Below are 23273 nucleotides of genomic sequence, written 5' to 3' on the forward strand. Positions count from 1 at the left end.
ACCTCAGGTGACCGCGGCGAGGAACTCGCTGTAGAACAGGCCCAGCGCGATGGCCACGCCGATGCCGGCGATGATCCAGAACCGGACCACGATGTTGACCTCGCTCCAGCCGGCCAGCTCGAAGTGGTGCTGCAGCGGCGACATCCGGAACACCCGCTTGCCGGTGGTCCGGAACGAGATGATCTGGATCACCACGGACATCGTGACGATCACGAAGAGGCCGCCCAGGATCGGCAGCAGCAGGATGGTCCGGGTGGACATCGCCATGCCGGCGATCAGGCCGCCCAGGCCGAGCGCCCCGGTGTCGCCCATGAAGATCCGGGCCGGTGAGGTGTTCCACCAGAGGAAGCCGACACAGGCACCGGCCGCCGCGCCGGCGATCAGGGCGATCTCCAGCGGGTCGCGGACCGTGTAGCAGTACGCCTCGGTGTAGTTCGGGTCGGCGCACCAGTGCCGGTACTGCCAGAACGCGATCAGCCCGTACGCCGCGAGCACCATCACCGAGGCGCCGGTGGCCAGGCCGTCCAGGCCGTCGGTGAGGTTCACGCCGTTGGTCGCGGCCATCACCACCATGATGATCACGATCACCGCACCGATCTTGCCGATCTCCAACGCCGGGATGTCCCGGATGAAGCTCAGCGTGGTGCTGCCCACCGTCTCGGCGTTGGTCCGGATGCCGGCCCGGTCGTACATGGTGCTCGGGAAGTAGAGCGCGACGACGCCGAAGATCGCCCCGACCAGGATCTGGCCGGCCAGCTTGCCGCGCTTGTTGAGGCCACCGCTGTGCCGCTTGCGCACCTTCAGGAAGTCGTCGATGAAGCCGACCGCGCCGGAGAACACCATCAGCCCCAGCAGCACCAGCGCGGTGATGGTCGGCTCGACCTGGGCGATCTGGGCGTCCGGCAGGGTGGTCAGCGCCAGGTGGCCGGCGACGTACGCGATCACCGTGGCCAGGATGAAGACCACGCCGCCCATGGTCGGCGTGCCCTTCTTGCCCTGGTGCATGGCCGGGCCGTCGGCCCGGATCGGCTGGCCGGCCTTCAGCCGGGTGAACACCTTGATCGCGATCGGGGTGCAGAACAGCGAGACGATGAAGGCGACCCCGATGGCGACGATCACCGCCCTCATGAGGCGGCCCCGTTCCCAGCGGCCGTACGCAGCGCGTCGACCACCTCCCAGGTGCGGTACCGGGAGCCCTTCACCAGGACCACGTCACCCGGACGCAGCTCGCTCCGCAGCACCTCGACGGCCGCCGCCTGATCGGTGAGCAGCACCGACTCTCCTCCCCAGTCACTTACCGCTGTGGCGCCTTCGTGAATCGGCGCCGCCGGCTCGCCCACCACGAGCAGCCGGTCGACCCTCAGCTCGGCCGCCAGCCGGCCGACCTGCTGATGCCCCTCCCGCTCGAAGTCGCCAAGCTCGGCCATGTAGCCGAGCACCGCCACGGTACGCCCCGACCCGTGCATGCTGACCAACGACCGTAGCGCGACCGCCATCGAGGCGGGGTTGGCGTTGTACGAGTCGTCGATCACGATGACCCCGTCGGGACGCTCGAAGACGTCCATCCGCCGGGTGGAGACAAGGCCCAGCTCGCCCAGCGCGATGGCCAGGTCGGCCAGGGGCATCCCCAGCTCGCGGGCGACCGCCGCGGCGGCGAGGGTGTTGGAGACCTGGTGCCGCCCGGTCAGCCCGAGCCGCACCGGCACGCTCCCCTCCGGGGTCACCAGGGTGTACGACGGGCGGCCCCGCTCGTCCAGCGTCACGTCCGTCGCCCGCACCTCGGCCCGCTCCGACTCGCCGTACCGGATGACCCGGGCCTCGGTCCGCGTGGCCATCGCGTCCACCAGCGGGTCGTCGGCGTTCAGCACGGCCAGCCCGTCGGCGGGCAGCGCCTCGACCAGTTCCCCCTTCGCCAGGGCGATGGTCTCCACCGAGCCGAACTCGCCGAGATGCGCCACCCCGACGTTGAGCACCACCGAGATCCGGGGTGGCACCACGTCGCAGAGGTAGCGGACGTGCCCCACCCCGCGGGCGCCCTTCTCCATCACCAGGTAGCGGGTCTCCGGGCCGGCCTGCAGCGCCGTGTACGGATGCCCCAGCTCGTTGTTGAACGAGCCGGGCGGCGCCACGGTCGGGCCGAGCCGGACGGCGAGCTGGGCGATCAGGTCCTTGGTGGTGGTCTTGCCGGACGAGCCGGTCAGCCCGATCACGGTCAGCCCGGGCAGCCGGTCGACCACCACGCGGGCCAGCCGCCCCATCGCGTCGAGCGCGTCGGCGACCAGCACCATCGGCACGCCGGGCACCTCGCGGGTGCCGAGCACGGCCACCGCGCCGGACTCCACCGCGCCGGCGGCGTAGTCGTGGCCGTCCACCTTCTCGCCGGGGAAGGCGACGAACAGCCCGCCGGGGCCGGCCTTGCGGGAGTCGAACTCAACCGTGCCGGTGACCCGGGCGTCCGGGTCGGCGGCGACCAGCCGGCCGTCGACGGCGGCGGCCACCTCGGCCAGGGTCAGCGGGATCATGGCCGCCCCACCAGGTCACCGAAGCGGGCGCGCAGCGCCTCCGCCAACTCCACCCGGTCGTCGAACGGCAGCACCTCGCCGTTGATCTCCTGGCCGCGTTCCTGGCCCTTGCCGAGCAGGGCCACGATGTCACCCGGTTCGGCCAACCGGACCGCCTCCTCGATCGCGGCTCGCCGGCCGGGCGCCTCGACGACCCGCGCCCCGCTGTCCGCCGCGTACGCCCCGGCCAACACCTCGGCCCGGATCGCCGCCGGGTCCTCGGTACGCGGGTTGTCGTCGGTCACCAGCACCACGTCGGCGCCCTGGGCCGCCACCGTACCCATCACCGGCCGCTTGCCCCGGTCCCGGTCGCCGCCGGCGCCCAGCACGCAGACCAGCCGGCCCTCGGTCAGCCCGCGCAGGGCGACCAGGACCGCCTCGATGGCATTGGCCTTGTGCGCGTAGTCGACCACCCCGCGCACCGGGGCGTCGCCGCTGACCAGCTCCAGCCGGCCGGGCACCCCGCCGCAGGCGGCCACCCCGGCCGCCGCGGTGGCCGGGTCGACCCCGGCGGCCACCAGGACGGCGATGGCGAGCAGGGCGTTGGCCACGTTGTGCCGGCCGGGCAGTGAGACGCCGGTGGGCAGGATCACCCCGTCCGGGCCGTGCACGGTGAAGCGCTGGGCGTACCCCTCGCCCGTCACGCCGTCGGCCCACCAGGTGGCGGCCCGGTCGCCGGCCGCCGAGTAGGTCACGGTCGCCGGCTTGGCCAGCGGTCGCAGCGCCGGATCGTCGTGATTGAGCACCTCGACCTGGCAGCGCCCGTCGAACAGCTTCGCCTTGGCGGCGAAGTAGTCCGCCTCGTCGGCGTGGAAGTCCAGGTGGTCGGAGCCGAAGTTGGTGTAGCCGCCGACGGTGAACCGGACCCCGCCGACCCGCCCCATGGCCAGGGCGTGGCTGGACACCTCCATGACCACCGCGTCGACCCCGCGCTCTCCGGCCACGGCGAGCATGGCGTGCAGGTCGGTCGCCTCCGGGGTGGTGCGGACGCTGTCGATCACCAGGTCGCCGAGCCGGGTCTCCACCGTGCCGATCAGGCCGGTGGTGTGCCCGGCGGCGCGCAGCCCGGACTCGATCAGGTAGCTGGTGGAGGTCTTGCCGGCGGTGCCGGTCACGCCGATCACGGTCAGTCCCGCGGTCGGATCGCCGTAGACGGTGGCGGCGACGTCGCCGAGCACCGCCCGCGGGTCGTCGACCACCAGTGTGGGCAGGCCCACGGCGGCGGCCAGTTCCGCGCCGGCCTGGTCGGTCAGCACGGCCACCGCGCCGGCCTCGGCCGCGGCGGCGGCGAACTCCGCGCCGTGCCGGCGGGCGCCCGGCAGGGCCGCGTACAGGTCGCCGGGGTGGACCTCCTGGCTGGCGTGGGTCACCCCGGTGACGGCCACCTCGGTGCCGTCCGGCGGGCTGAGCGGCTGAGCCTGCCTCTCGCTCGCGGCTGCGCGGCTCGCAGGCTCGCTCCTCGCGCTCGCCCCCACCCGGGCGGCGAGGTCGCCGAGCCGGACGGGATTCACGGTACGGGGACGTGGATTGCCGGGCACGGCGTCAGACCCTACCCGGTCGCGCGGTCCCGACCGCACAGCCGCCCCGGTGGTTTGTCGCCACTCACCGATGATGTCCTCCCGTGCCCGCTCAGCGCGGAAAGACCTCGAACTTGGGGGACTTGTCGGACGCCGACGGCGGCACCCGGTAGTGGGCGAGAGTGAAGCCCATCATCTCCCGGAAGGCCGGCGCGGCCACCGTGCCGCCCTCGCCGCCGGGGCTCCAGACGAAGACCGCCACCACGTACCTCGGCTTCTCCGCCGGCGCCATTCCGATGAACGAGCCGACCTGGCCGGTCTGGAGCTTGCCGTCGACGAAGCGTCGGCCGGTGCCGGTCTTGCCGGCCACCCGGTAGCCGGGGACGGCGGCGGCCAGGCCGGTGGCCTGCCCGTCCGGGCCGTCGATGGTGGTGACCGCCTCCAGCATCCGGCGCAGCGCGGCCGCGTTCTGCGGGCTGAGCACCGACCGGGTGACCGGGGCGGCGGCCGGCGTCCGCTTCCCGTTTGGGCCGATCACCTCCTTGATCAGGTGCGGCTGGACGTACGTCCCGTTGTTGGCGATCGCGGCGTACGCGGCGGCCATCTGCAGCGGGGTGGCGTCCACGCTGTGCCCGATCGGCACCGACCCGTACGACGAGCCGCTCCACTCGTCGGCGGGGAGCAGCCGCCCGGGGGCCTCCCCCGGCATGCCCTCGCCGGTGGGCCGCCCCAGCCCGAACCGCTTCTGGTAGTCGATCAGGCGGTCCCGGCCCAGCTTGCCGGCGATCTCGATCGTCCCGACGTTGGACGAGAAGGCGAGCATCCCGGGGATGCCCATCCGCCGCCCGTTGACCGGGTGGGTGTCCGAGAACGGCGTGTCGCCCCTGGTGATCGTGTTGGCCACCGGGAAGGCGGTGTCCGGGGTGATCACGCCCTCCTGTAGGGCGGCGCCGTAGGTGATCGCCTTGTGGATCGAGCCGGGCTCGACCACGAAGCTGCTGGCCGCATCCGCCCGGTCGGCCGGGGAGTTGACCTCGCCCGGGGCGGCCGCGTTGTAGCCGGGGTAGCTCGCCTGGGCCAGCACCTCGCCGGAGGGAATCTCCATGATCACCGCCGCGCCGACGCTGCCCCGGGTCTGGGCCATCTGGCTCGTCAGGATGCGCTGGGTCCGGTACTGGAGGTCGCGGTCGACGGTGAGCACCAGCGAGCTGCCCGGCTTGGCCTCGGTCGTCTCGCTGTAGCCGCCCGGGATCGGCGCGGCCAGGTCGCCCTGCCCCACCTCGTACGTCTTCTTGCCGGGCTTGCCCTCCAGGAGGTCGTCGTACTTCGCCTCCAGGCCCTCCAGCCCGACCATGTCCTGGCTGACGAAGCCGAGCAGGTTGGCGGCCAGGTCGTTGCCCGGCACCTCGCGCCGCTCGTCGCGGTGCACGCCGATGCCGGCCAGGTCCAGCGCCATGATCTGCTTGGCCTTGTCGACCTCGACGCCACGGGCCAGGTACTCGAACTGGGACTTCTTGGTGGTGCCGGGCCGGGTACGCCGCTGCATCTTCTCGGCCAGCTCGGAGACGGGCACCCCGAGCAGCGGGGAGAGCAGTTTCGCGGTGGCGAACCGGTCCTTGACCAGTTCCGGGTCGGCGTAGATGTAGCGCGCCTCGACGCTGTGCGCCAGTGGGTCGCCGGTGCGGTCGTAGATGGCCCCGCGTGGGGCGGGCAGCTCCACCGAGTGCAGCCGTTTGTCCAGCCCGCCGTCGGCGAACGCCGGAGGGGTGACGGTCTGCAGCACGACCAGCCGGATGCCGATGACGGTGAACAGGGCCAGGGCGAGCACCGTGCCGAGCCGCAGCCGGAAGCGGGGGTCGGCGAGCTTCGGCGGGCGGCGCGGCTTACGGACCGGCCGCCGGGCGGCGGCGGGTCGCTCGGGGCGGCGCGGGCTCGACCGACGCCGCGGCGCTGGTTCAGCGTCGCGCCGGGCCGACACGGTCCGCACCACGCCGGCCCGGCCGCCAGCGACGGGCTCCCGTCTGCCAGCACGGGCGGCGCCGGCCTGGCCGCCGTCGAGCACCTGCAACGCCGGCCGGAACGGGTCGCCGGAGCGACTGCTGCGCGGGGTACGCCGCTGCTCGGCGCCCCCGCCCACCCCGGTCCGGGCGGCGCCGCCCCCCTCCCGGATGGTCCGCCCCCGCGGCGTGTACGCCCGCGCGTCGGAGATCCCACCGCCGCCCGGCTCGCCGGAGCGGCGGTCGGTGCCCCGGGCGCCCGAGGACGAGCCGCGCCGGGAGCCTGTGGCGTCCCGGCGCGGTTCCTCCGATCTCGGCGGCACGGCTCAGCCTCCGTTGCCCTGCTGGCTGGTGATGGCCGGCGCCCCCTCCGCCGGGTGCGGCACGCCGATCATCTTGCCGTCCGGCAGCCGGATGTACGCCGGGTCGCCCGCCTCGACCAGGCCGAGCTTGCGGGCGTTGGCGGTCAGGTTGCCCGGGGCCTTCTGGTCGGCGATCTTCTTCTCCAGCTGCTGCTGGTTGACGTCGAGCTTGGCCTGCTGCTCCTGGAGCTCGGCTTTCCGGAAGGCGTTCTCGTTGATCTTCGTGTTGAGCAGCAGGATGCCGAGCACCCCGCCGACCACCAGCACCAGGATCAGGCCGACGAACGGGGCCCGCGGCACGGACACCGGCGGCGGTGGGGCGACCCGCAGCCGCGGCGCCGGCGTACTGGTCGTCCGGGTCCGCTCGGCCGGCCGCAGCGCGGCGCTGCCCTGGGTAAGGAACTCGCGCGCCCCCCGGGCGCGAGTCTCCCCCCGGCGGTCGAGCCCCGCCGGCGCGGCCCGCGTGGTGCGCTGCGCCGCGGTCCGGCCCCCCGACCGCGGTGCGCGCTGCCCGACGGCGTCCCGGCCGTCGCGCTGATCGACGTTCATATTCCCTCCCCCTCTTCGTCCGTCCCGTTGCCGTCCCCCGGGGTCGACCGCGGATCCGAGCCGGATCCCGGCGACCCCGTCCCCGGTTGGTGCATCGCCTTCACCCGGCGGCGGTACCGTTCGCGGTCGGTACGCCCCTGCCGGGCCGCCTCCGGGTCGAGCCTTTCCGCTGCCCGCAGCCGCACGGAGGCGGCGCGGGGGTTCGCGGCGACCTCCGCCTCCCCGGGAAGCTCGGCACCCCGGCTGAGCAGCCGGAACGTCGGGCCCGACCCGGGCAGTTCGACCGGGAGGTCGACCGGGCCCTTGCTGCGGACCCGGTCGGCGAGCGCCTGCTTGGTGAGCCGGTCCTCCAGCGAGTGGTAGGACAGGACCACCACGCGGCCGCCCACGGCGAGGTTGTCGAGCGCGGCCGGCAACGCCGTCTCCAGCGCTGCCAGTTCCCTGTTCACCTCGATACGTAAAGCCTGAAACGTTCTCTTTGCCGGGTGTCCCCCGGTTCGTCGGGCTGGCGCCGGAATGCTTTCCCGGACCAGCTCGGCCAGTCGCGCCGACGAGGTGATCGGCGCCCGCTCGCGCTCCCGGAGGATCGCCGAGGCGATCTTCCCGGCGAACTTCTCCTCGCCGTACACCCGCAGCACCCGGGCCAGCTCCGGGTGCGAGTAGGTGTTGACCACCTCCTCGGCGGTCACCCCCCGGGTCTGGTCCATCCGCATGTCCAGCGGCGCGTCCTGCGCGTACGCGAACCCGCGGTCGGGCGCGTCGAGTTGTAACGACGACACGCCGAGGTCGAACAGGACCCCGTCGATCGCCGGGTACCCGAGCCGGTGGAGCACGTCGGGCAACTCGTCGTAGACGGCGTGCTCGAGGTGGATCCGATCGGCGAACCGGGCCAGCCGGACCCGCGCGTGGGCCAGGGCCTCGGTGTCCCGGTCCAGGCCGATCAGCACCGTGTTCGGGTGCGCCTCGAGCACCGCCTCGGCGTGGCCGGCCAGGCCCAGCGTGGCGTCGACGTGCACGGTGCGTCGGTTCCGACCCAGCGCGGGGGCCAGCAACTCGAGGCACCGCTCGAGCAGTACCGGCACGTGTGTGCCGCGTAGCTCCCCCATGTCGACCCCCACTGGTTGAAACCCGCTTCCGTCCGTGCCGCATCCGTCGTCGCCACGACGCCCCGCCATACCGCCAGATCCCCATCCGCTCCCGCCCGCCGGAGGCCCGCGCCTCCGATCGGATCGTGCGCCTGGCACCGGGGAAGGGGTGCCAGGAACTCGAAAGCGGCTGGAGATCTCGCAGTATGTCGGGCGTCGTCACGCCCTACAGACCGCCGGGCAGCACCCCCTCCTCGATGTCGGCGAAGTCGTCTTCGCTCTCCGCGAGGTAGGCCTCCCAGGCCGCCTTGTCCCAGATCTCCACCCGGGTGCTCGCACCGATCACGACCAGGTCACGGTCGAGCGTGGCGTACGAACGCAGGTGCCCGGGGATGGTTACCCTCCCCTGCTTGTCCGGCACCTCGTCGTGGGCGCTGGCGAAGAAGACCCGGCTGTAAGCCCGGGCCGCCTTGCTCGTCATCGGCTGCGCACGCAACTGGTCGGCGATCCGCTGGAACTCGGGCATCGGGAAAACGTAGAGGCAGCGCTCCTGCCCTTTGGTGATCACGACACCCCCCGCCAGCTCGTCCCGGAACTTCGCCGGAAGGATCAACCGGCCTTTGTCGTCCAGGCGCGGAGTGTGGGTGCCGAGAAACATCGGCCCAACCCCCTCGCCCTGAGCGGCGTTCGCGGCGCCGCTGACCCCCCGGGCCGGTGTGGCCCTCCCGGCCTCACCATCGCGCCCCACTCTACTCCACTTCCCTCCACCTGCAACCAGAAACGCCCGCGTGGCGCGGCGTTTCGGCGCGCAAAAGAGCACGTCAAAGGGGGTGGGGCGGAGTGGAGGGCCGCGCGGCCCCCTCCGCGCGTCCGCTACCCGACATAGATCGACTCCATCTGGCCGAACGTCCAGCGGCCGTCCGCCGGGTGGATCCGCCCGAACGGTTCGCCGTCGGCAACGATCCGGCGGGCGTCGGGGTCCGGTAACCTCGCTCGCGTGACGGACGCGAAGATGCCCCTGCGGGCGAAGGTGGCCAGCTCCGTGTCGCGGACCGCGGCGGCGCTGTCCCGAGCCGCGGGTCGTGGCGACGGCTCGGTGATCGGTGGCTGGATCGGCCTCAAGATCGACCCTGACCTGCTCGTGCACCTCTCGGCGGGGCGGGCCATCGCCCTGGTGTCCGGCACCAACGGCAAGACCACCACGACCCGGCTCACCGCCGCCGCGGTCGGTGTGCTCGGCCGGGTGGCCACCAACTCCTTCGGTGCCAACATGCCCAGCGGCCACACCTCGGCCCTGGCCAAGGCCGGCAGCACCCCGTACGCGGTGCTGGAGGTCGACGAGCACTACCTCGCGCAGGTGCTGTCGGCCACCGAGCCGCACGTGGTGGCCCTGCTCAACCTGTCCCGCGACCAGCTCGACCGGGCCAAGGAGGTCGCCATGATGGCGCAGCTCTGGCGCGTCGCGCTGGTCCGGCACCCCGAGGTCCGGGTGGTCGCCAACGCCGACGACCCGATGGTGGTCTGGGCCGCCACCCCGCCCGCCGACCCGGCCCAGGGCCACATCCCGCCGCACGTCACCTGGTTCAGCGCCGGCCAGCGCTGGCACGACGACTCGTGGGTCTGCCCGGAGTGCGGCTCCACCATCCGGCGCACAGGCGACCAGTGGTGGTGCACCGGCTGCCCGCTGCGCCGCCCGGATCCGCAGTGGGCCGTCGAGGAAGACGGCGTGCTCGACCCGACCGGCGCCTGGCACAAGGTGCGACTCCAGCTTCCCGGCAAGGTCAACATCGGCAACGCGGCCACCGCCCTCGCCGTCGCCGCCGAGTTCGGCGTACGGCCGGTGGACGCGGTCGTACGGCTCGGCACGGTCGCCTCGGTCGCCGGCCGCTACGCCCAGGTCGACCGGGACGGGCGCAACATCCGGCTACTGCTGGCCAAGAACCCGGCCAGCTGGCTGGAGGCGTTCGACATGGCCGACGAGGCGCCGACGCTGCTGTCCATCAACGCGCGCGACCCCGACGGGCTGGACACCTCCTGGCTCTTCGACGTCGACTTCGCGCCGCTGCGCGGCCGGCAGGTGCTGATCACCGGCGACCGGGCGTACGACCTGGCCGTCCGGCTCGACGTCAACGACGTGCCGTTCCATCACGTACGCAGCTTCGACGAGGCGATCCGGGCGGTGCCACCGGGCCGCCTGGAGGTCATCGCCAACTACAGCGCCTTCCAGGACATCCGAGCGGAGCTGGACCGTGTCAACTGAGAGCAGCCTGCGCATCGTCTGGATCTATCCGGACCTGCTGTCCACCTACGGCGACCGGGGCAACGCGCTGATCCTGGCCCGCCGGGCCCGGTTGCGCGGCATGCCGGTCGAGGTGCTGGAGGTCCGGTCCGACCAGAAGCTGCCCGCCACCGCCGACATCTACCTGGTCGGCGGCGGCGAGGACGGGCCGCAGGCGCTCGGCGCGCAGCGGCTGAACGCCGACGGCGGCCTACATCGGGCGGTCGCCCAGGGCTCGGTGGTCTTCGGCGTCTGCGCCGGCTACCAACTCCTCGGCACCTCCTTCTTCGCCAAGGGCACCAAATGTGGCGGGCTGGAACTGCTGGACATCTCCTCCGACCGGGGCCCCACCCGGGCCGTCGGAGAGCTGGCCGGCGAGGTCGACGGGCGGCTCGGCATCCCGTACCTGACCGGGTTCGAGAACCACGGCGGGCGGACCCACCTCGGTCCGGGGGTGTCGCCGCTGGCCCGGATCACCGCCGGAGTCGGCAACGACGGGGTGACCGAGGGCGCCTGGCGGGGCAAGCTGCTCGGCACCTACTCGCACGGCCCGGCCCTGGCCCGCAACCCGGCCCTGGCCGACCTGCTGCTGCGCTGGGCGACCGGCATCCACCAGCTTCCCGCGCTCAACGACACCTGGGCCGAGCGACTCCGGTCCGAGCGCCGCGCCGCGGTGGCCACCGCGCGAGCATGACCCCCGCCACCCGGCAGCGGCTCCGGCAGCCGTCGGCGCGCCGGTTCGGGTTGCTGCTCCGCCAGCCGTCGGCGCGCCGGTTCGGGCTGCTGCTCCTGCTGCTCGCGGGCTTCGTGGTGGCCCTGCTGCTGGTGCCCCGGCCGAACCCGGTCGAGCTGCCCCGGCTCGCCCACGCCCTCGGCGGGTACGCCCCGGTCGCGGCGGTCGTCGGCGGCGCGCTGCTGCTGGTGGCGCTGGTCCCGCGTACCTTCGTCACGCTCGCCGCGGGCGCGATCTTCGGCTCGCTGGCGGGCGCCGCGTACTCCCTCGGTGCGGCGCTGCTCGCCGCGGCGCTCGGCTTCGCGGTCGGCCGCCTGCTGGGCCGGGAGTTCGTGGCCGAGCGGGTCCGGGGCCGGCTGGCCCGGCTGGACGGCTGGTTCGCCCGGCAGAGCGTGCTCGGGGTGATCACCGTACGGCTGCTGCCGATCGCCGGGTTCGGGCTGGTCAGCTACGGCTACGGCACCACCGGCGCCCGGCCGCTGCCGTACCTCGCCGGCAGCGTGATCGCCGCCGTCCCCACCGCCGTCGGCTACGCGGCGCTCGGCGCGGCGGTCACCTCCCCCGGTCAGGTCAACTGGTACGCCGTCGCCCCGGCCGGCCTCGGCCTGATCGCCAGCGTAGTGATCATCCAGCGCTGGTGGCGGGCCGAGCGGCAGCCCCGCCTCGGGCCGAGCTGAGATGACCGTGGCCGAGGAGCGGTTGCCCGGCGGGTTCATCGCCGAGGTGGTCCGGGTCGCCGACGCCGTGCGCCGCACCGCCCCCGGCGAACCCCGAGTGCTCGGTGCCGGTCGGATCGGCCCACTCGCCAACCGATCCGACCGTTACGAGCGCCCACAGGGCGTCAGCTGTGCTGTACGCGCCTGGGAGCGGAAGGGTCACGCGACGACGGCGTTCGCGTCTATCCAGGACTGCAAGTCCGGGCCGGACTCGAAACTGGTGATCAAGGCGTACCGCGGTGCCGTGCCCGCGTGGTACACCGCGTGCCAGAGCCGTTCGGTGTCAACGACGAACTGGGAGAATGCCGGCAGCCTGATCTGGTATTCGGTCGACGGGTCGTCGCGGTCCTCACGCAGGACCATGTAGCTGTTCGGGTCGTCGGTGAGGTTCAGCCAGGCCCGAACGACCCGCCCCTCACCGTCCGGGTTCAACCGGTTGTTGTCGTCGAGATGCAGGTATTGCTCGGTCACCGACGCCAGGCTCGTCGATGGTTGCAGTTTGATCACCCGGACCCGACCGAACCGGGCGTTCACGTCTCGCACCCACTGGCTAAGCCCCGGTGCGCCCTCCGCGTTAGCCGTCCACACACCGTCCTTGTCCGGCTTTCCGTGCTCCCAGAAGCCACGCGGGTCGTCCTGTCCATCCCCCGATGCCAGCACAGCGAAGTTGGTGTCACCGCCGGACTTCCAGTCGAGGTATGTCAGATTCTCCCATTCGCGGGGCTCTATCATGCTGGCGTAGGGTCGCAGCACAACGAACCCGGTTTCGGCGAGGCAGTCCAGCACCTGATGACGAGATTGAACTGTTGCCATGGTGATACCTCACAAACGTGAAGGGCCTTTTGTGGTGACAGTAGGCATACCTCCGCAATGCCGCTTCCGCTTCGCCCAATTCACGATGATCCGGGAATCGGCAGCTAGAATGCAGCCACCTGGCGGACCCCTCTTCCGAAGGCTGCCGATCGGGTGATCCGGCGCACCTGGGGCAGGTGGACGGCGAACTGGGCGTACGACGGGATCGGCGACCTGGTGGCATACCCCCCCCCGGGGGGGGGGGAGCGCGACCAGGTGCGCAGCGAGCGCGTGGGCGATCCGGGAACGAGGGCATCCGGGGCGGATGGGCGAATGGGCGGACCGAGTTCAATCAATTTGGCGAAGAATCCCCAGTGGATTCAATTCGAGTGAAGCAGTCTTCAATATTTAACTGCCTTGACGAATAATCCCCAGTGGGCATATTTGGTTGGAACTTCTTCGATTACCCAAGGCCGCGATGCGTCTTGGTGTTCACCGGTGACGTGGGAATCGCCGCCCTGCTGGCGCCATGGCCGTCGTCCACCGCCGCGAGCCCAGACCCGGAAACGCCGCAGGCGCGCCCCGAGCACGGGACGCGCCTGCGGCGGTACGGGCAGCGTCAGGCGACGACCGAGACCATGCGGCCCTTGACCACGATGACCTTGCGGGGCTCCTTGCCGGCCAGCGAGCCCTCGACCGCCTCCAGCGCGGCCCCGCGGACGTCGTCCTCGGAGGCGTCCGCGGCCACCTCGATCCGGCCGCGCACCTTGCCGTTGACCTGCACCGGGTAGGTCACCGTCTCGGCGACCAGCAGCGCCGGGTCGGCGGTCGGGAAGTCCGCGTACGTCAGCGAGCCGGCGTGGCCCAGCCGCTGCCACAGTTCCTCGGCGACGTGCGGGGCGAACGGCGCCAGCATCAGCACCAACGGCTCGGCCACCTCGCGCGGCGTGGCGGACAGCCGGGTCAGCGCGTTGGTCAGCTCGATCAGCTTGGCGATCGCGGTGTTGAACCGGACCTCCGCCATGTCGCCGCGCACCCCGTCGATCACCTTGTGCAGCAGCCGGCGGGTCGCCTCGTCGGCCGGCGCGTCGGTGACCCGCGACTCGCCGGTCTGCTCGTCGACCACCGCCCGCCAGACCCGCTGCAGGAACCGGTACGAGCCGACCACCGCCCGGGTCTCCCAGGGCCGGGACACCTCCAGCGGGCCCATCGACATCTCGTACACCCGGAAGGTGTCCGCGCCGTAGGCCGCGCACATCTCGTCCGGGGTGACGACGTTCCTCAGGGACTTGCCCATCTTGCCGTACTCGCGGTTGACCTCGGCCTCGCCGTGGAAGAACCGGCCGTCGACCTCGACGACCTCCTCGGCCGGCACGTAGACGCCCCGGGCGTCGGTGTAGGCGTACGCCTGGATGTAGCCCTGGTTGAACAGCTTGCGGAACGGCTCGAACGACGAGACGTGGCCCAGGTCGTACAGGACCTTGTGCCAGAACCGGGCGTACAGCAGGTGCAGCACCGCGTGCTCGGCGCCGCCGACGTACAGGTCGGTGCCACCGCAGTCGCCCGCCGCGCGCGGTCCCATCCAGTACGCCTCGTTCTCCGGGTCGACGAAGCGCTCGTTGTCGGTCGGGTCCAGGTAGCGCAGCTCGTACCAGCAGGAGCCGGCCCACTGCGGCATCACGTTGGTCTCCCGGGTGTAGCGCTTCGGCCCGTCGCCCAGGTCCAGCTCCACCTCGACCCAGTCGCGCCGCCGGGACAGCGGGGTCTCCGGGTTGCTCGCCGCGTCCTGCGGGTCGAAGGTGCGCGGCGAGAAGTCGTCCACCTCGGGCAGCTCGACCGGCAGCATCGACTCGGGCAGCGCGATCGGCGTGCCGCTCTCGTCGTACACGATCGGGAACGGCTCGCCCCAGTAGCGCTGCCGGGAGAACAGCCAGTCGCGCAGCCGCCAGGTGACCGCGCCGGTGCCGTGCCCGTTCGCCTCCAGCCACTCGATGATCCGCGCCTTCGCGTCGGCCACCCCCAGGCCGTCCAGGTCCACGCCGCGGTCGGGCGCGGCGCTGTTGACCGCCGGGCCGTCCCCGGTGTACGCCTTGCCGGCGAAGCCCTCCGGCGGCTGCACGGTACGCACGATCGGCAGGTCGAAGACCTCGGCGAAGTCCCAGTCCCGCTCGTCCTGGGCGGGCACCGCCATGATCGCCCCGGTGCCGTAGCCGGCCAGCACGTAGTCGGCGATGAAGATCGGGATGCTCGCGCCGTTCACCGGGTTGGTCGCGTACGCCCCGACGAAGACGCCGGTCTTCTCCCGGGTCTCCGCCTGCCGCTCCACGTCCGTCTTGGCCGCGGCGGCCTTCCGGTACGCCTCGACGGCCGCCCGCGGGCTGGCGTGCCCGCCGGTCCAGGCCTCCTTCGTCCCGGCCGGCCAGGCCGCCGGCACCAGCACGTCGACCAGCTGGTGCTCGGGGGCCAGCACCAGGTAGGTGGCGCCGAAGACGGTGTCCGGCCGGGTGGTGAACACCTGGATGCGGGCTGCGCCCGCAAAATCCGAATCACCGGTCGAGGTCGGGAAAACAATGTGCGCGCCCTGGGACCGGCCGATCCAGTTGCGCTGCATCAGCTTGATCGGCTCCGGCCAGTCCAGCTTGTCCAGATCGTCCAGCAGCCGGTCGCCGTACGCGGTGATCCGCATCATCCACTGCTTCAGGTTCCGCTTGAAGACCGGGAAGTTGCCCCGCTCGGAGCGGCCGTCGGCGGTGACCTCCTCGTTGGCCAGCACGGTGCCCAGCCCCGGGCACCAGTTCACCGGCGCCTCCGAGACGTACGCCAGCCGGTGGTCGTCGACGACCTTCCGCCGCTCGCCCACGGTCAGCTCGGCCCACGGCCGGCCGTCCGGGGTGAGCCGGTCACCCCCCTCGAACCCGGCGACCAGCTCGGCGATCGGGCGGGCCTTCTTCGCGTCCGGGTCGTACCAGGAGTTGAAGATCTGCAGGAAGACCCACTGGGTCCAGCGGTAGAAATCGGTGTCGATGGTGGCCACCGAGCGGCGCTCGTCGTGGGCCAGCCCCAGCCGGCGCAGCTGCGCCTTGTAGCGCCGGATGTTCGCCTCGGTGGTGGTCCGCGGGTGGGTGCCGGTCTGCACCGCGTACTGCTCGGCGGGCAGGCCGAACGCGTCGAAGCCCATGGCGTGCAGCACGTTACGCCCGGCCATCCGCTGGTAGCGGGCGAAGCAGTCGGTGCCGATGTAGCCCAGCGGGTGGCCGACGTGCAGGCCGGCGCCCGACGGGTACGGGAACATGTCCAGGACGTACAGCTTCTCGGCGCCGGCCCGTGGGTGGTCGGGGTCGGCCAGCGGGCCGGTCGGGTTCGGCGCGTGGAAGGTGCCCTCCCGCTCCCAGGTGTCCTGCCAGCGGTGCTCGATCTGCGCGGCCAGGGTCGCGGTGTACCGGAACGGGGGGATGTCGGTCGCCGGTGCGGCTGCCTCACTCATGGCGTCTCCTCGGCGCGGGTCATGTCGGATATAGGAGGTCTGCTGCGGGCACAAAAAAGCCCCCCGCGCAGGAGGGGCCGCCGTGCTGTCGCGCGTTCAGCGCATCAGCACGGCTCGGTAAGAAGCAGGAAGGCTCCGGCCATGACGGCAGTCTACTCCTCCTGCCCGTCGGCCCTCCCGCCCGCTCCACGGGTCGGGACGATCCCTCGGTCCGGCGAATATTTGGGGCGTAACCGACCGACCGGCTGCGAGGGTCGGCGGCAACTACAAACATGGTTAGCCTGAGAGGCTAGTGAGATTTCTGCGGCAGACGTGGCTCGACGTCGCGAACCAAACGGCGGGTCCAGGTGCTCTATTCAGCGCTGCCGTCCAGGCGACGAGGAGGACGCCCGTGACACAACAGACCTGGGACGAGGTGGGCGGTCTGCTGCCGCACGACGAGTTCCGTGCCGCCAGCGAGGCGATCGTGGCCAACATCGAGCAGGTCATCGAGGGCAAGACGGCCACCGTCCGGCTCGCCCTGGCTGTCCTGCTCGCCGAGGGCCACCTGCTGATCGAGGACGTGCCCGGCGTCGGCAAGACCAAGCTCGCCAAGGCCCTCGCCCGCTCGATCGACTGCTCGGTACGTCGGATCCAGTTCACCCCGGACCTGCTGCCCAGCGACGTCACCGGGGTCAGCGTCTACAACCAGGAGACGCACGACTTCGAGTTCCGCCCGGGCGCGGTCTTCGCCAACCTGGTGGTCGGCGACGAGATCAACCGGGCTTCGCCCAAGACCCAGTCCGCCCTGCTCGAGTGCATGGAGGAGCGGCAGGTGACCGTCGACGGGGTCACCTACCAGCTGCAGACCCCGTTCATGGTGATCGCGACGCAGAACCCGATCGAGATGGAGGGGACGTACCCGCTGCCGGAGGCGCAGCGCGACCGGTTCACCGCCCGGATCGCGATGGGCTACCCGGACGCGGGGGCCGAGCTCGCCATGCTGGACGGCCACGGGGCCACCGACCCGCTGACCGAGCTGCGCCCGGTCTCCGACGCGGCCACCGTCCGCCAGCTCATCGGCCACGTCCGGCAGGTGCACGTCGCCGACGCCGTCAAGCAGTACGCGGTCGACCTGGTCACCACCACCCGCGAGGCCCCCGACCTGCGGCTCGGCGCGTCCCCGCGGGCCACCCTCCAGCTGCTGCGCACCGCCCGCGCGGTGGCCGCCCTGGAGGGCCGGGACTACGTCCTCCCCGACGACCTGCAGGCCCTCGCGGTGCCGGTGCTGGCGCACCGGATCATCCCGACCGCGGACGCGCAGCTGGCCCGGCGCACCACCGACGCGATCGTCGCCGAGCTGGTGCACCGGCTGCCGCTGCCGAACGACCGCAAGCGCTCCCCGTACGACACCCGGCCCAGCGGCAACGGGCGCGGGCCGTACGAGCCGCGGAGGCCGTGAGGTGCGCGACGGGCTGCGCGGGCTGACCACCCGCGGCCGCTCCTTCCTGGCGGCCGCGGTCGCCGCCGCCATCTCCGCCGCCATCCTCGGCGAGAAGGACCTGCTCCGGGTGGCTGTCCTGCTCGCCGTCCTGCCGCTGCTCGCGGCGGCGTACGTCGGCCGCAGCCGCTACAAGCTCGCCTGCAACCGCTCGCTGGAGCCGCACCGGGCGCCGGTCGGGGCCAGCTCCCGGGTGGTGCTGCGCCTGCAGAACCTGTCCCGCCTGCCCACCGGCACCCTGCTGCTGGAGGACCGGCTGCCGTACGCGCTGGGCAGCCGGCCCCGGGTGGTGCTGGAGCGCCTCGGCGCGCACCAGGCCAGCTCGGTGGCGTACACCGTCCGGGCCGACGTGCGCGGCCGGTACGAGGTGGGCCCGCTGATGATCCGGCTGACCGACCCGTTCGGGCTCTGCGAGCTCAGCCGCGCCTTCCCCAGCGTCGACCATCTCACGGTCATCCCGCAGGTCACCCCGCTGCCGGCGGTCCGGCTCCCCGGCGAGTACGCGGGCAGCGGCGAGAGCCGGGCCCGTTCGGTGGCGGTGCACGGTGAGGACGATGCCGCCACCCGGGAATACCGGATGGGCGACGACCTGCGCCGGGTCCACTGGAAGTCGACGGCCCGCACCGGCGAGCTGATGGTGCGCCGGGAGGAGCAGCCGTGGGAGAGCCGGGCGACGGTCATCCTGGACACCCGCACCGTCGGGCACCGCGGCGACGGGCCGACGGCCAGCTTCGAATGGGCGGTCTCGGCCGCCGCCAGCATCGCCGTGCATCTGCGCCAGGCCGGCTACAAGCTGCGCCTGGTCACCGGCTCCGGGGCGGACGTGGACGCCACCGAGGCGGCCGGCGAGGGCGTGTTCCTCGACCACCTCGCCGAGGTACGCCTGAGCAAGCGCGGTGAGATCACCACGCTCGTGCAGCAGGTCCGACAGCGGGCCGACGGCGGCCTGATCATCGCGCTGTTCGGCACGCTGAGCACCGCCGAGGCCGAACTGCTGGCAAGCCTGCGCGGCAACGGCGCGACCTGCATCGGCTTCCTGCTCGACAGCAACACCTGGCTGAACCTGCCGCCGAAGGCCCGAGCCGAGGCGGAGCACGCGCACGGCAGTGCCGCGCTCACCCTGCTGCAGAGCGGATGGCGGGTGATCGGCGTGGAACACGGCAACCGGCTGCCCGTGCTCTGGCCGCAGGCGGGCCGCGGCTCGCAGGGCTTCGCGCTGCGGGCGGCGCTGGCGGAGACGGTGGCCGGAGGCGTGCGATGACCGGAAGGGTGATCTCGTGAGGGAGCGGAGCGAGCGAACCATTTGGCTCAGCACCGGGGCGCGTCGCGCCGCCGGCGAGCGGAGCGAGGCGGCGGCGTGACCGCGCACCGCAACCTCGGCTTCGTCGCGGCGGCGGCGACCCTGCTGGCCGCGGCGCCGCTGTCGGCGATCTTCGAACGCTGGACGTGGCTGGTCGAGGCGGCCATCGCGGTCGCCGCGGTCGCTGCGGCCGCCGCGCTGAGCCGGATGGCCCGCGCCCCCCTGTGGGGTCAGATCCTGGCCATGCTGGCCGGCCTTGTCCTCGCCCTGACCTGGCTCTTCCCGGGCGGCACCGAGCTGCTGGCGTTCCTGCCCACCCCGGCCACCTTCGCCCACTTCGGCGAGCTGCTCGGCGCGTCGGCGCGGGACATGCGCGCGTACGGCGTGAAGGTGCAGGACGTCGACTCGTTGCTCTTCCTCACCGTCGTCGGCGTCGGCGTCGTGGCGGTGGTGGTGGACGTGCTCAGCGTCGGGCTGCGCCGGCCGGCGCTGGCCGGGCTGCCGATGCTGGCCATCTACTCGGTGCCGGTGGCGGTCTACGTGGACAGCGTTCCCGCCACCCCGTTCGTGGTGGGCGCCTCCGGCTACCTGTGGCTGCTGGTCACCGACAACGTCGACCGGGTACGCCGGTTCGGCCGCCGGTTCACCGGCGAGGGCCGCGACGTCGACGTCTGGGAGGCGTCGCCCCTGGCCGCCGCGGGTCGCCGGCTGGCGGTCGTCGGGGTGGCCCTCGCGGTGGCGCTGCCGCTGGCCGTGCCCGGGATGACCGGCGGGCTGTTGGACCGGGTCGGCAATGGCGACGGCACCGGGCGGCCCGGCCAGGGCGGCAACACCGGCCGGATCGACCTGTTCTCCGCGCTCAGTGGCCAGCTCAACCAGACCGCGGTGACCGAGCTGGTCAGGGTCACCACCAACGAGCCCGCGCCGTTCTACCTGCGCTTCGGAGTGGCCGACGAGCTGCGCCCGGGCGGCTTCCGGGACCGCGCCCCCACCGGGCGGCCGGTGAACCGGGGCCTGCCCGACCCGGCGGAGCGCGCCGGCCGCGGCGTCGAGCGGCACCGCTACCGGGCCACCGTCGAGGTCAAGAACCTCAACATGCCGCTGGTGCCGGTCTACGCCGAGCCGGTGAAGACCGACAACCTCAGCGGCAGCTGGCTCTACGACCCGAGCCTCCAGGTCGTTTTCTCCAACCGCGAGAGTTCGCGGGGCAAGCGCTACTCGTTCGACTACGTCCGCTCCACGTACAGCCCGTCGTTGCTGCGCACGGCGCCCTCCCTGCCGGCCGACGACCCGGTGCTGCGCCAGCAGACCGTCACGCCGTCGGTCCGCACGGTCGACCAGCTGGTCGAGCGGCTCGTCAAGGGCAAGCAGAACGACTACGACAAGGTCCGGGCGATCTACGACTACTTCTCGGCGGAGAACGGGTTCCGGTACTCGCTCTCCACGGAGGGTGGCAGCAGCGGGGACGACATCACGGACTTCCTCGACGGCAAGGCGGGCTTCTGCCAGCAGTACGCCACCGCAATGGCCTGGCTGGTCCGGGCGGCCGGCATCCCGGCCCGGGTGGCGTTCGGCTTCACCAACGGCAGCAACACCGGCGGCACCTACGTGTTGACCAACAAGAACCTGCACGCCTGGACGGAGGTCTACTTCGGCGGGATCGGCTGGGTGCCGTTCGACGCCACCCCGGCGGCCAGCGTGCAGGGGTCGGTCCGGTCGGCCTGGGCCCCCGACACCGACGCCCCGGACCCGACCACCCCGTCGCCGGGAGGCACCTCCGCCCCGGGCGGGGTCGACGCCTCGGCCGGCCCGAACAGCCCGGACCGGCTCGACAAGGACGCCGACCAGGGGCTCTCCGTCGGCGACGGCGGCCCCACCCGGCAGTCGCCGATCTGGCCGTGGTGGACGGCCGGCCTGGTCGCCCTGCTGGCGCTGCTCGCGGTGCCGGCGCTGCGCCGCTCCGCGCTGCGGCGGCGTCGGCGGGCGCGGGCTCCGGTGCCGGTGGCCACCGCGCTGGCCACCGTGCCCGGCCAGCGCGGCGAGGTGCGCGACATCGTGGTCGGGGTGGACGCCGACCGGGCCCGGGCCGACGCACACGCCGCCTGGGACGAACTGCTGGACACCCTGGTGGACTTCCAGGTCCGCATCGACCGGACGGAGACCCCCCGGGCGACCGCCGAGCGGCTGGCCGTGGAGACCGTCGGCGAGGACGCTGGGGCGGCGACCGGGGTGCGGCTGCTCGGCCTGGCGGAGGAGCGGGCCCGCTACGCCCGCGACCCGCTGACCGGCGAGGCACTGCACCGGGCCGTGCGGACGGTACGCGGGGCGCTCGCCGCCCGGGCGGACCGGCGTACCCGGATCATGGCGGTCCTGCTGCCGCCGTCGGTGCTGCTGCGCTGGCGGGCCGCGGTCGCGGAAAACTCGGCCCGGCTGGTCACCGGCGGCGGGCAGGTGCGGCAGCGGCTGCTGCGCTGGAACCCGCGGCGCCTGCTGGCGGGCCGGCCGGCCCGCTGACCGGTCCCCGCCCGCCGGCGCTCCCCCGCCGGTGGGCAGGGACCACCACGGGCACGCGCTGCCGCGGCGAAACGGCCCGCCTCAGCGGCGGGGCGTGGTCAGCGGTGCCCCTCGGGGCGCTGCCGCCAGCGATCCTCCATCCGGTCGAGGAACGAGCCCCGCCGGCCGGCCCGGCCACGGGGACGACGGCTCGTCGTGCCCCCTACCACGTGCAGGTCGGGCGACTGGGATCGCCGGTGCGACTGCACCGCGTAGCCCAGCGAGGCCAGCATCACGACGAAGCCCGCCACGGCCAGCGGCGGCGTCTTGATCACGGCACCGTAGATCAACAGGGCCAGACCAGCGATGACCACGCCGGCAGCGACGAGCAGGCGACGCCGCGCGTGGAAACGCGGGTCGCTGGCGCGCACGGCCGAGGCGAACTTGGGGTCCTCGGCAAGCGACCGCTCGATCTGCTCGAACAGCCGCTGCTCGTGCTCCGAGAGCGGCACGGCACTCCTCCCCGGTCACGTTGGTCGGCCCGGTCGGACCGACAGACCGTGGCAGCCAGCCGGCTGCTTACCCGCCAGTCTACGAGGGGGCTCGCGCGTCGGAAAGCGGGACGACCTATGGCCCGGCCGGTTTTTCGGCCCGTCTTGGATCACGCGTCGCGAGCAGACTGGCCGGACCTATGACGGACCGCCCGAATCGGGCGGCCGCCGCGTCCGCCGCCGCCTCCGCCTCCCGCCAGCCACGCTCCGGCGCGCCGAGCGTGAGCTGACGCGGCGTCTCCTCCGCGGCGGCCAGCCCCTCCAGGCGTACGCCGACCAGGCGGACCGGCTCGTCGGGGGCGAGCGCGGCCCACAGGACCCAGGCCGTGTCGAACATCTCCCGGGCGGTGTCGGTCGGCACGGCGAGGGTGCGAGACCGGTTGACCGTGCGGAAGTCGGCCAGCCGGACCTTCAGCGACACCGTGCGCCCCACCTGGCCGGACGCGCGCAGCCGGGCACCGACCTTCTCGGCCAGCGCCAGCAGGGCGCGACGGATCTGCGTCGGATCGGTGACATCGGTGTCGAAGGTCACCTCCGCGCCGATCGACTTCTCTACCTGCTCCGGGGAAACTCGGCGCGGATCCCGCCCCCAGGCCAGCTCGTGCAGGTGGGTCGCGGCCGTCTCGCCGACCGCCCGACGGAGCAGGCCGGCCGGCGCCTCGGCCAACTCGCCGACGGTGTTCAGGCCGAGCCGGCGCAGCGCCTCCGCAGAGCGCTCCCCCACCCCCCACAGCGCCGCCACGGGCAGCGGGTGCAGGAACTCCAGCACCCGGGCGGCAGGCACCACGAGCAGGCCGTCCGGCTTTGCCCGGGTGGAGCCGAGCTTGGCCACGAACTTGCTCGGCGCCACGCCGACCGAGCAGGTCAACCCCTGTTCCTCGACGACCCGGCGGCGGATCAGCCGGGCGATCCGGGACGGGGGGCCGAAGAGCCGGCCGGCGCCGGCCACGTCGAGGAACGCCTCGTCCAGGGAGAGCGGCTCGACCAGCGGGGTGACGTCCCGGAAGATCTGCATCACCGCCCGGGAGGCCGCCGAGTACTGCGCGAAGTCCGGCGGCAGGTAGACCGCGTCCGGGCAGAGCGCGCGGGCGCGGGCGGTGGGCATGGCGCTGCGGACGCCGTACCGGCGGGCCTCGTAGCTGGCCGAGCTGACCACCCCGCGCGGCCCGATCCCGCCCACCACGACGGGCCGGCCGCGCAGCTCGGGCCGGCGGCGCACCTCCACCGAGGCGAAGAAGGCGTCCATGTCGGCGTGCAGGATCGGGCAGCCGGTGTCGTCGGCGTCCGGCCCGAAGCGCGGATCACCGCCCCGGGGCAACGACTGGCTGCGACCCATGCCCGCACGCTAGCCGCCCAGTCCGACAATCCCGCCGCC

General features: G+C 73.0%; 17 protein-coding genes. 6 read left to right on the plus strand and 11 right to left on the minus strand.

Annotated elements, in window-relative coordinates; translation table 11 throughout:
- Positions 1-3 precede the first annotated feature (3 nt).
- The 7 genes from mraY to mraZ all read right to left on the minus strand — a co-directional run bounded on the left by mraY (position 4) and on the right by mraZ (position 8729).
- Entirely contained in the window at positions 4-1128 is a 1125-nt protein-coding gene (gene mraY / locus ACNAW0_RS02535; protein WP_416286023.1) for a phospho-N-acetylmuramoyl-pentapeptide-transferase, read from the minus strand.
- A complete protein-coding gene (locus ACNAW0_RS02540) occupies positions 1125-2522 on the minus strand; it encodes a UDP-N-acetylmuramoyl-tripeptide--D-alanyl-D-alanine ligase (protein ID WP_416286024.1) in 1398 nt (465 codons plus the stop codon). Before ACNAW0_RS02540 ends, mraY begins: the two co-directional genes overlap by 4 nt.
- A complete protein-coding gene (locus ACNAW0_RS02545) occupies positions 2519-4138 on the minus strand; it encodes a UDP-N-acetylmuramoyl-L-alanyl-D-glutamate--2,6-diaminopimelate ligase (RefSeq protein WP_416286025.1) in 1620 nt (539 codons plus the stop codon). Before ACNAW0_RS02545 ends, ACNAW0_RS02540 begins: the two co-directional genes overlap by 4 nt.
- A gap of 52 nt (positions 4139-4190) precedes the next feature.
- Positions 4191-6398, minus strand: a complete 2208-nt coding sequence (locus ACNAW0_RS02550) for a peptidoglycan D,D-transpeptidase FtsI family protein (protein WP_416286026.1) — start codon at positions 6396-6398, stop codon at positions 4191-4193.
- A gap of 3 nt (positions 6399-6401) precedes the next feature.
- Positions 6402-6986 (minus strand): hypothetical protein, encoded by a 585-nt coding sequence (locus tag ACNAW0_RS02555; protein WP_416286027.1) that lies wholly within the window; start codon positions 6984-6986, stop codon positions 6402-6404.
- Positions 6983-8092, minus strand: coding sequence for a 16S rRNA (cytosine(1402)-N(4))-methyltransferase RsmH (gene rsmH / locus ACNAW0_RS02560; RefSeq protein WP_416286028.1), 1110 nt, complete (start codon positions 8090-8092; stop codon positions 6983-6985). The genes ACNAW0_RS02555 and rsmH overlap by 4 nt, the downstream gene beginning before the upstream one ends.
- A 205-nt stretch (positions 8093-8297) precedes the next feature.
- On the minus strand, positions 8298-8729 hold the full coding sequence (gene mraZ / locus ACNAW0_RS02565; RefSeq protein ID WP_416286029.1) for a division/cell wall cluster transcriptional repressor MraZ: 432 nt from the start codon (positions 8727-8729) through the stop codon (positions 8298-8300).
- Between the two features lie 354 nt (positions 8730-9083).
- Between mraZ and ACNAW0_RS02570 the strand changes: the two genes are divergently transcribed.
- The 3 genes from ACNAW0_RS02570 to ACNAW0_RS02580 are packed head-to-tail and all read left to right on the plus strand — an operon-like array spanning position 9084 to position 11759.
- Complete coding sequence (locus ACNAW0_RS02570) at positions 9084-10331, plus strand: MurT ligase domain-containing protein (protein ID WP_416286163.1); 1248 nt, start codon at positions 9084-9086, stop codon at positions 10329-10331.
- Positions 10321-11043, plus strand: coding sequence for a type 1 glutamine amidotransferase (locus ACNAW0_RS02575; RefSeq protein ID WP_416286030.1), 723 nt, complete (start codon positions 10321-10323; stop codon positions 11041-11043). The genes ACNAW0_RS02570 and ACNAW0_RS02575 overlap by 11 nt, the downstream gene beginning before the upstream one ends.
- Positions 11040-11759, plus strand: coding sequence for a TVP38/TMEM64 family protein (locus ACNAW0_RS02580; RefSeq protein WP_416286031.1), 720 nt, complete (start codon positions 11040-11042; stop codon positions 11757-11759). The genes ACNAW0_RS02575 and ACNAW0_RS02580 overlap by 4 nt, the downstream gene beginning before the upstream one ends.
- A 198-nt stretch (positions 11760-11957) precedes the next feature.
- Here ACNAW0_RS02580 and ACNAW0_RS02585 read toward each other — a convergent pair whose 3' ends face one another.
- A complete protein-coding gene (locus tag ACNAW0_RS02585; RefSeq protein ID WP_416286032.1) occupies positions 11958-12584 on the minus strand; it encodes a hypothetical protein in 627 nt (208 codons plus the stop codon).
- 625 nt (positions 12585-13209) lie between these two features.
- A complete protein-coding gene (gene leuS, locus ACNAW0_RS02590; protein WP_416286033.1) occupies positions 13210-16074 on the minus strand; it encodes a leucine--tRNA ligase in 2865 nt (954 codons plus the stop codon).
- A 391-nt stretch (positions 16075-16465) separates the two neighbouring features.
- Here leuS and ACNAW0_RS02595 point away from each other — a divergent pair, with 391 nt between their 5' ends.
- The 3 genes from ACNAW0_RS02595 (at position 16466) to ACNAW0_RS02605 (ending at position 21368) form a co-directional block, all read left to right on the plus strand.
- Positions 16466-17515 (plus strand): AAA family ATPase, encoded by a 1050-nt coding sequence (locus ACNAW0_RS02595; protein WP_416286034.1) that lies wholly within the window; start codon positions 16466-16468, stop codon positions 17513-17515.
- A gap of 1 nt (position 17516) precedes the next feature.
- Complete coding sequence (locus ACNAW0_RS02600) at positions 17517-18815, plus strand: DUF58 domain-containing protein (RefSeq protein ID WP_416286035.1); 1299 nt, start codon at positions 17517-17519, stop codon at positions 18813-18815.
- A gap of 96 nt (positions 18816-18911) precedes the next feature.
- Complete coding sequence (locus ACNAW0_RS02605; protein ID WP_416286036.1) at positions 18912-21368, plus strand: transglutaminase TgpA family protein; 2457 nt, start codon at positions 18912-18914, stop codon at positions 21366-21368.
- 98 nt (positions 21369-21466) lie between these two features.
- On the opposite strand, the gene ACNAW0_RS02610 is transcribed toward ACNAW0_RS02605, so the two are convergent.
- Together ACNAW0_RS02610 and ACNAW0_RS02615 are read right to left on the minus strand one after the other, a co-directional pair.
- On the minus strand, positions 21467-21859 hold the full coding sequence (locus ACNAW0_RS02610; RefSeq protein ID WP_089006001.1) for a DUF3040 domain-containing protein: 393 nt from the start codon (positions 21857-21859) through the stop codon (positions 21467-21469).
- Between the two features lie 115 nt (positions 21860-21974).
- Positions 21975-23234 (minus strand): DNA polymerase IV, encoded by a 1260-nt coding sequence (locus ACNAW0_RS02615; RefSeq protein WP_416286037.1) that lies wholly within the window; start codon positions 23232-23234, stop codon positions 21975-21977.
- Positions 23235-23273: the final 39 nt, after the last annotated feature.

The sequence above is a fragment of the Micromonospora sp. SL1-18 genome, assembly GCF_047921505.1.
Classification (GTDB): domain Bacteria; phylum Actinomycetota; class Actinomycetes; order Mycobacteriales; family Micromonosporaceae; genus Micromonospora.

What these genes read in the sequence shown, in the direction of transcription:
- mraY (WP_416286023.1), bottom strand. Translation starts at nt 1,128, where the DNA reads ATGAGGGCGGTGATCGTCGCCATCGGGGTCGCCTTCATCGTCTCGCTG.
- ACNAW0_RS02540 (WP_416286024.1), bottom strand. Translation starts at nt 2,522, where the DNA reads ATGATCCCGCTGACCCTGGCCGAGGTGGCCGCCGCCGTCGACGGCCGG.
- ACNAW0_RS02555 (WP_416286027.1), bottom strand. Translation starts at nt 6,986, where the DNA reads ATGAACGTCGATCAGCGCGACGGCCGGGACGCCGTCGGGCAGCGCGCA.
- rsmH (WP_416286028.1), bottom strand. Translation starts at nt 8,092, where the DNA reads ATGGGGGAGCTACGCGGCACACACGTGCCGGTACTGCTCGAGCGGTGC.
- mraZ (WP_416286029.1), bottom strand. Translation starts at nt 8,729, where the DNA reads ATGTTTCTCGGCACCCACACTCCGCGCCTGGACGACAAAGGCCGGTTG.
- ACNAW0_RS02570 (WP_416286163.1), top strand. Translation starts at nt 9,084, where the DNA reads ATGCCCCTGCGGGCGAAGGTGGCCAGCTCCGTGTCGCGGACCGCGGCG.
- ACNAW0_RS02580 (WP_416286031.1), top strand. Translation starts at nt 11,040, where the DNA reads ATGACCCCCGCCACCCGGCAGCGGCTCCGGCAGCCGTCGGCGCGCCGG.
- leuS (WP_416286033.1), bottom strand. Translation starts at nt 16,074, where the DNA reads ATGAGTGAGGCAGCCGCACCGGCGACCGACATCCCCCCGTTCCGGTAC.
- ACNAW0_RS02615 (WP_416286037.1), bottom strand. Translation starts at nt 23,234, where the DNA reads ATGGGTCGCAGCCAGTCGTTGCCCCGGGGCGGTGATCCGCGCTTCGGG.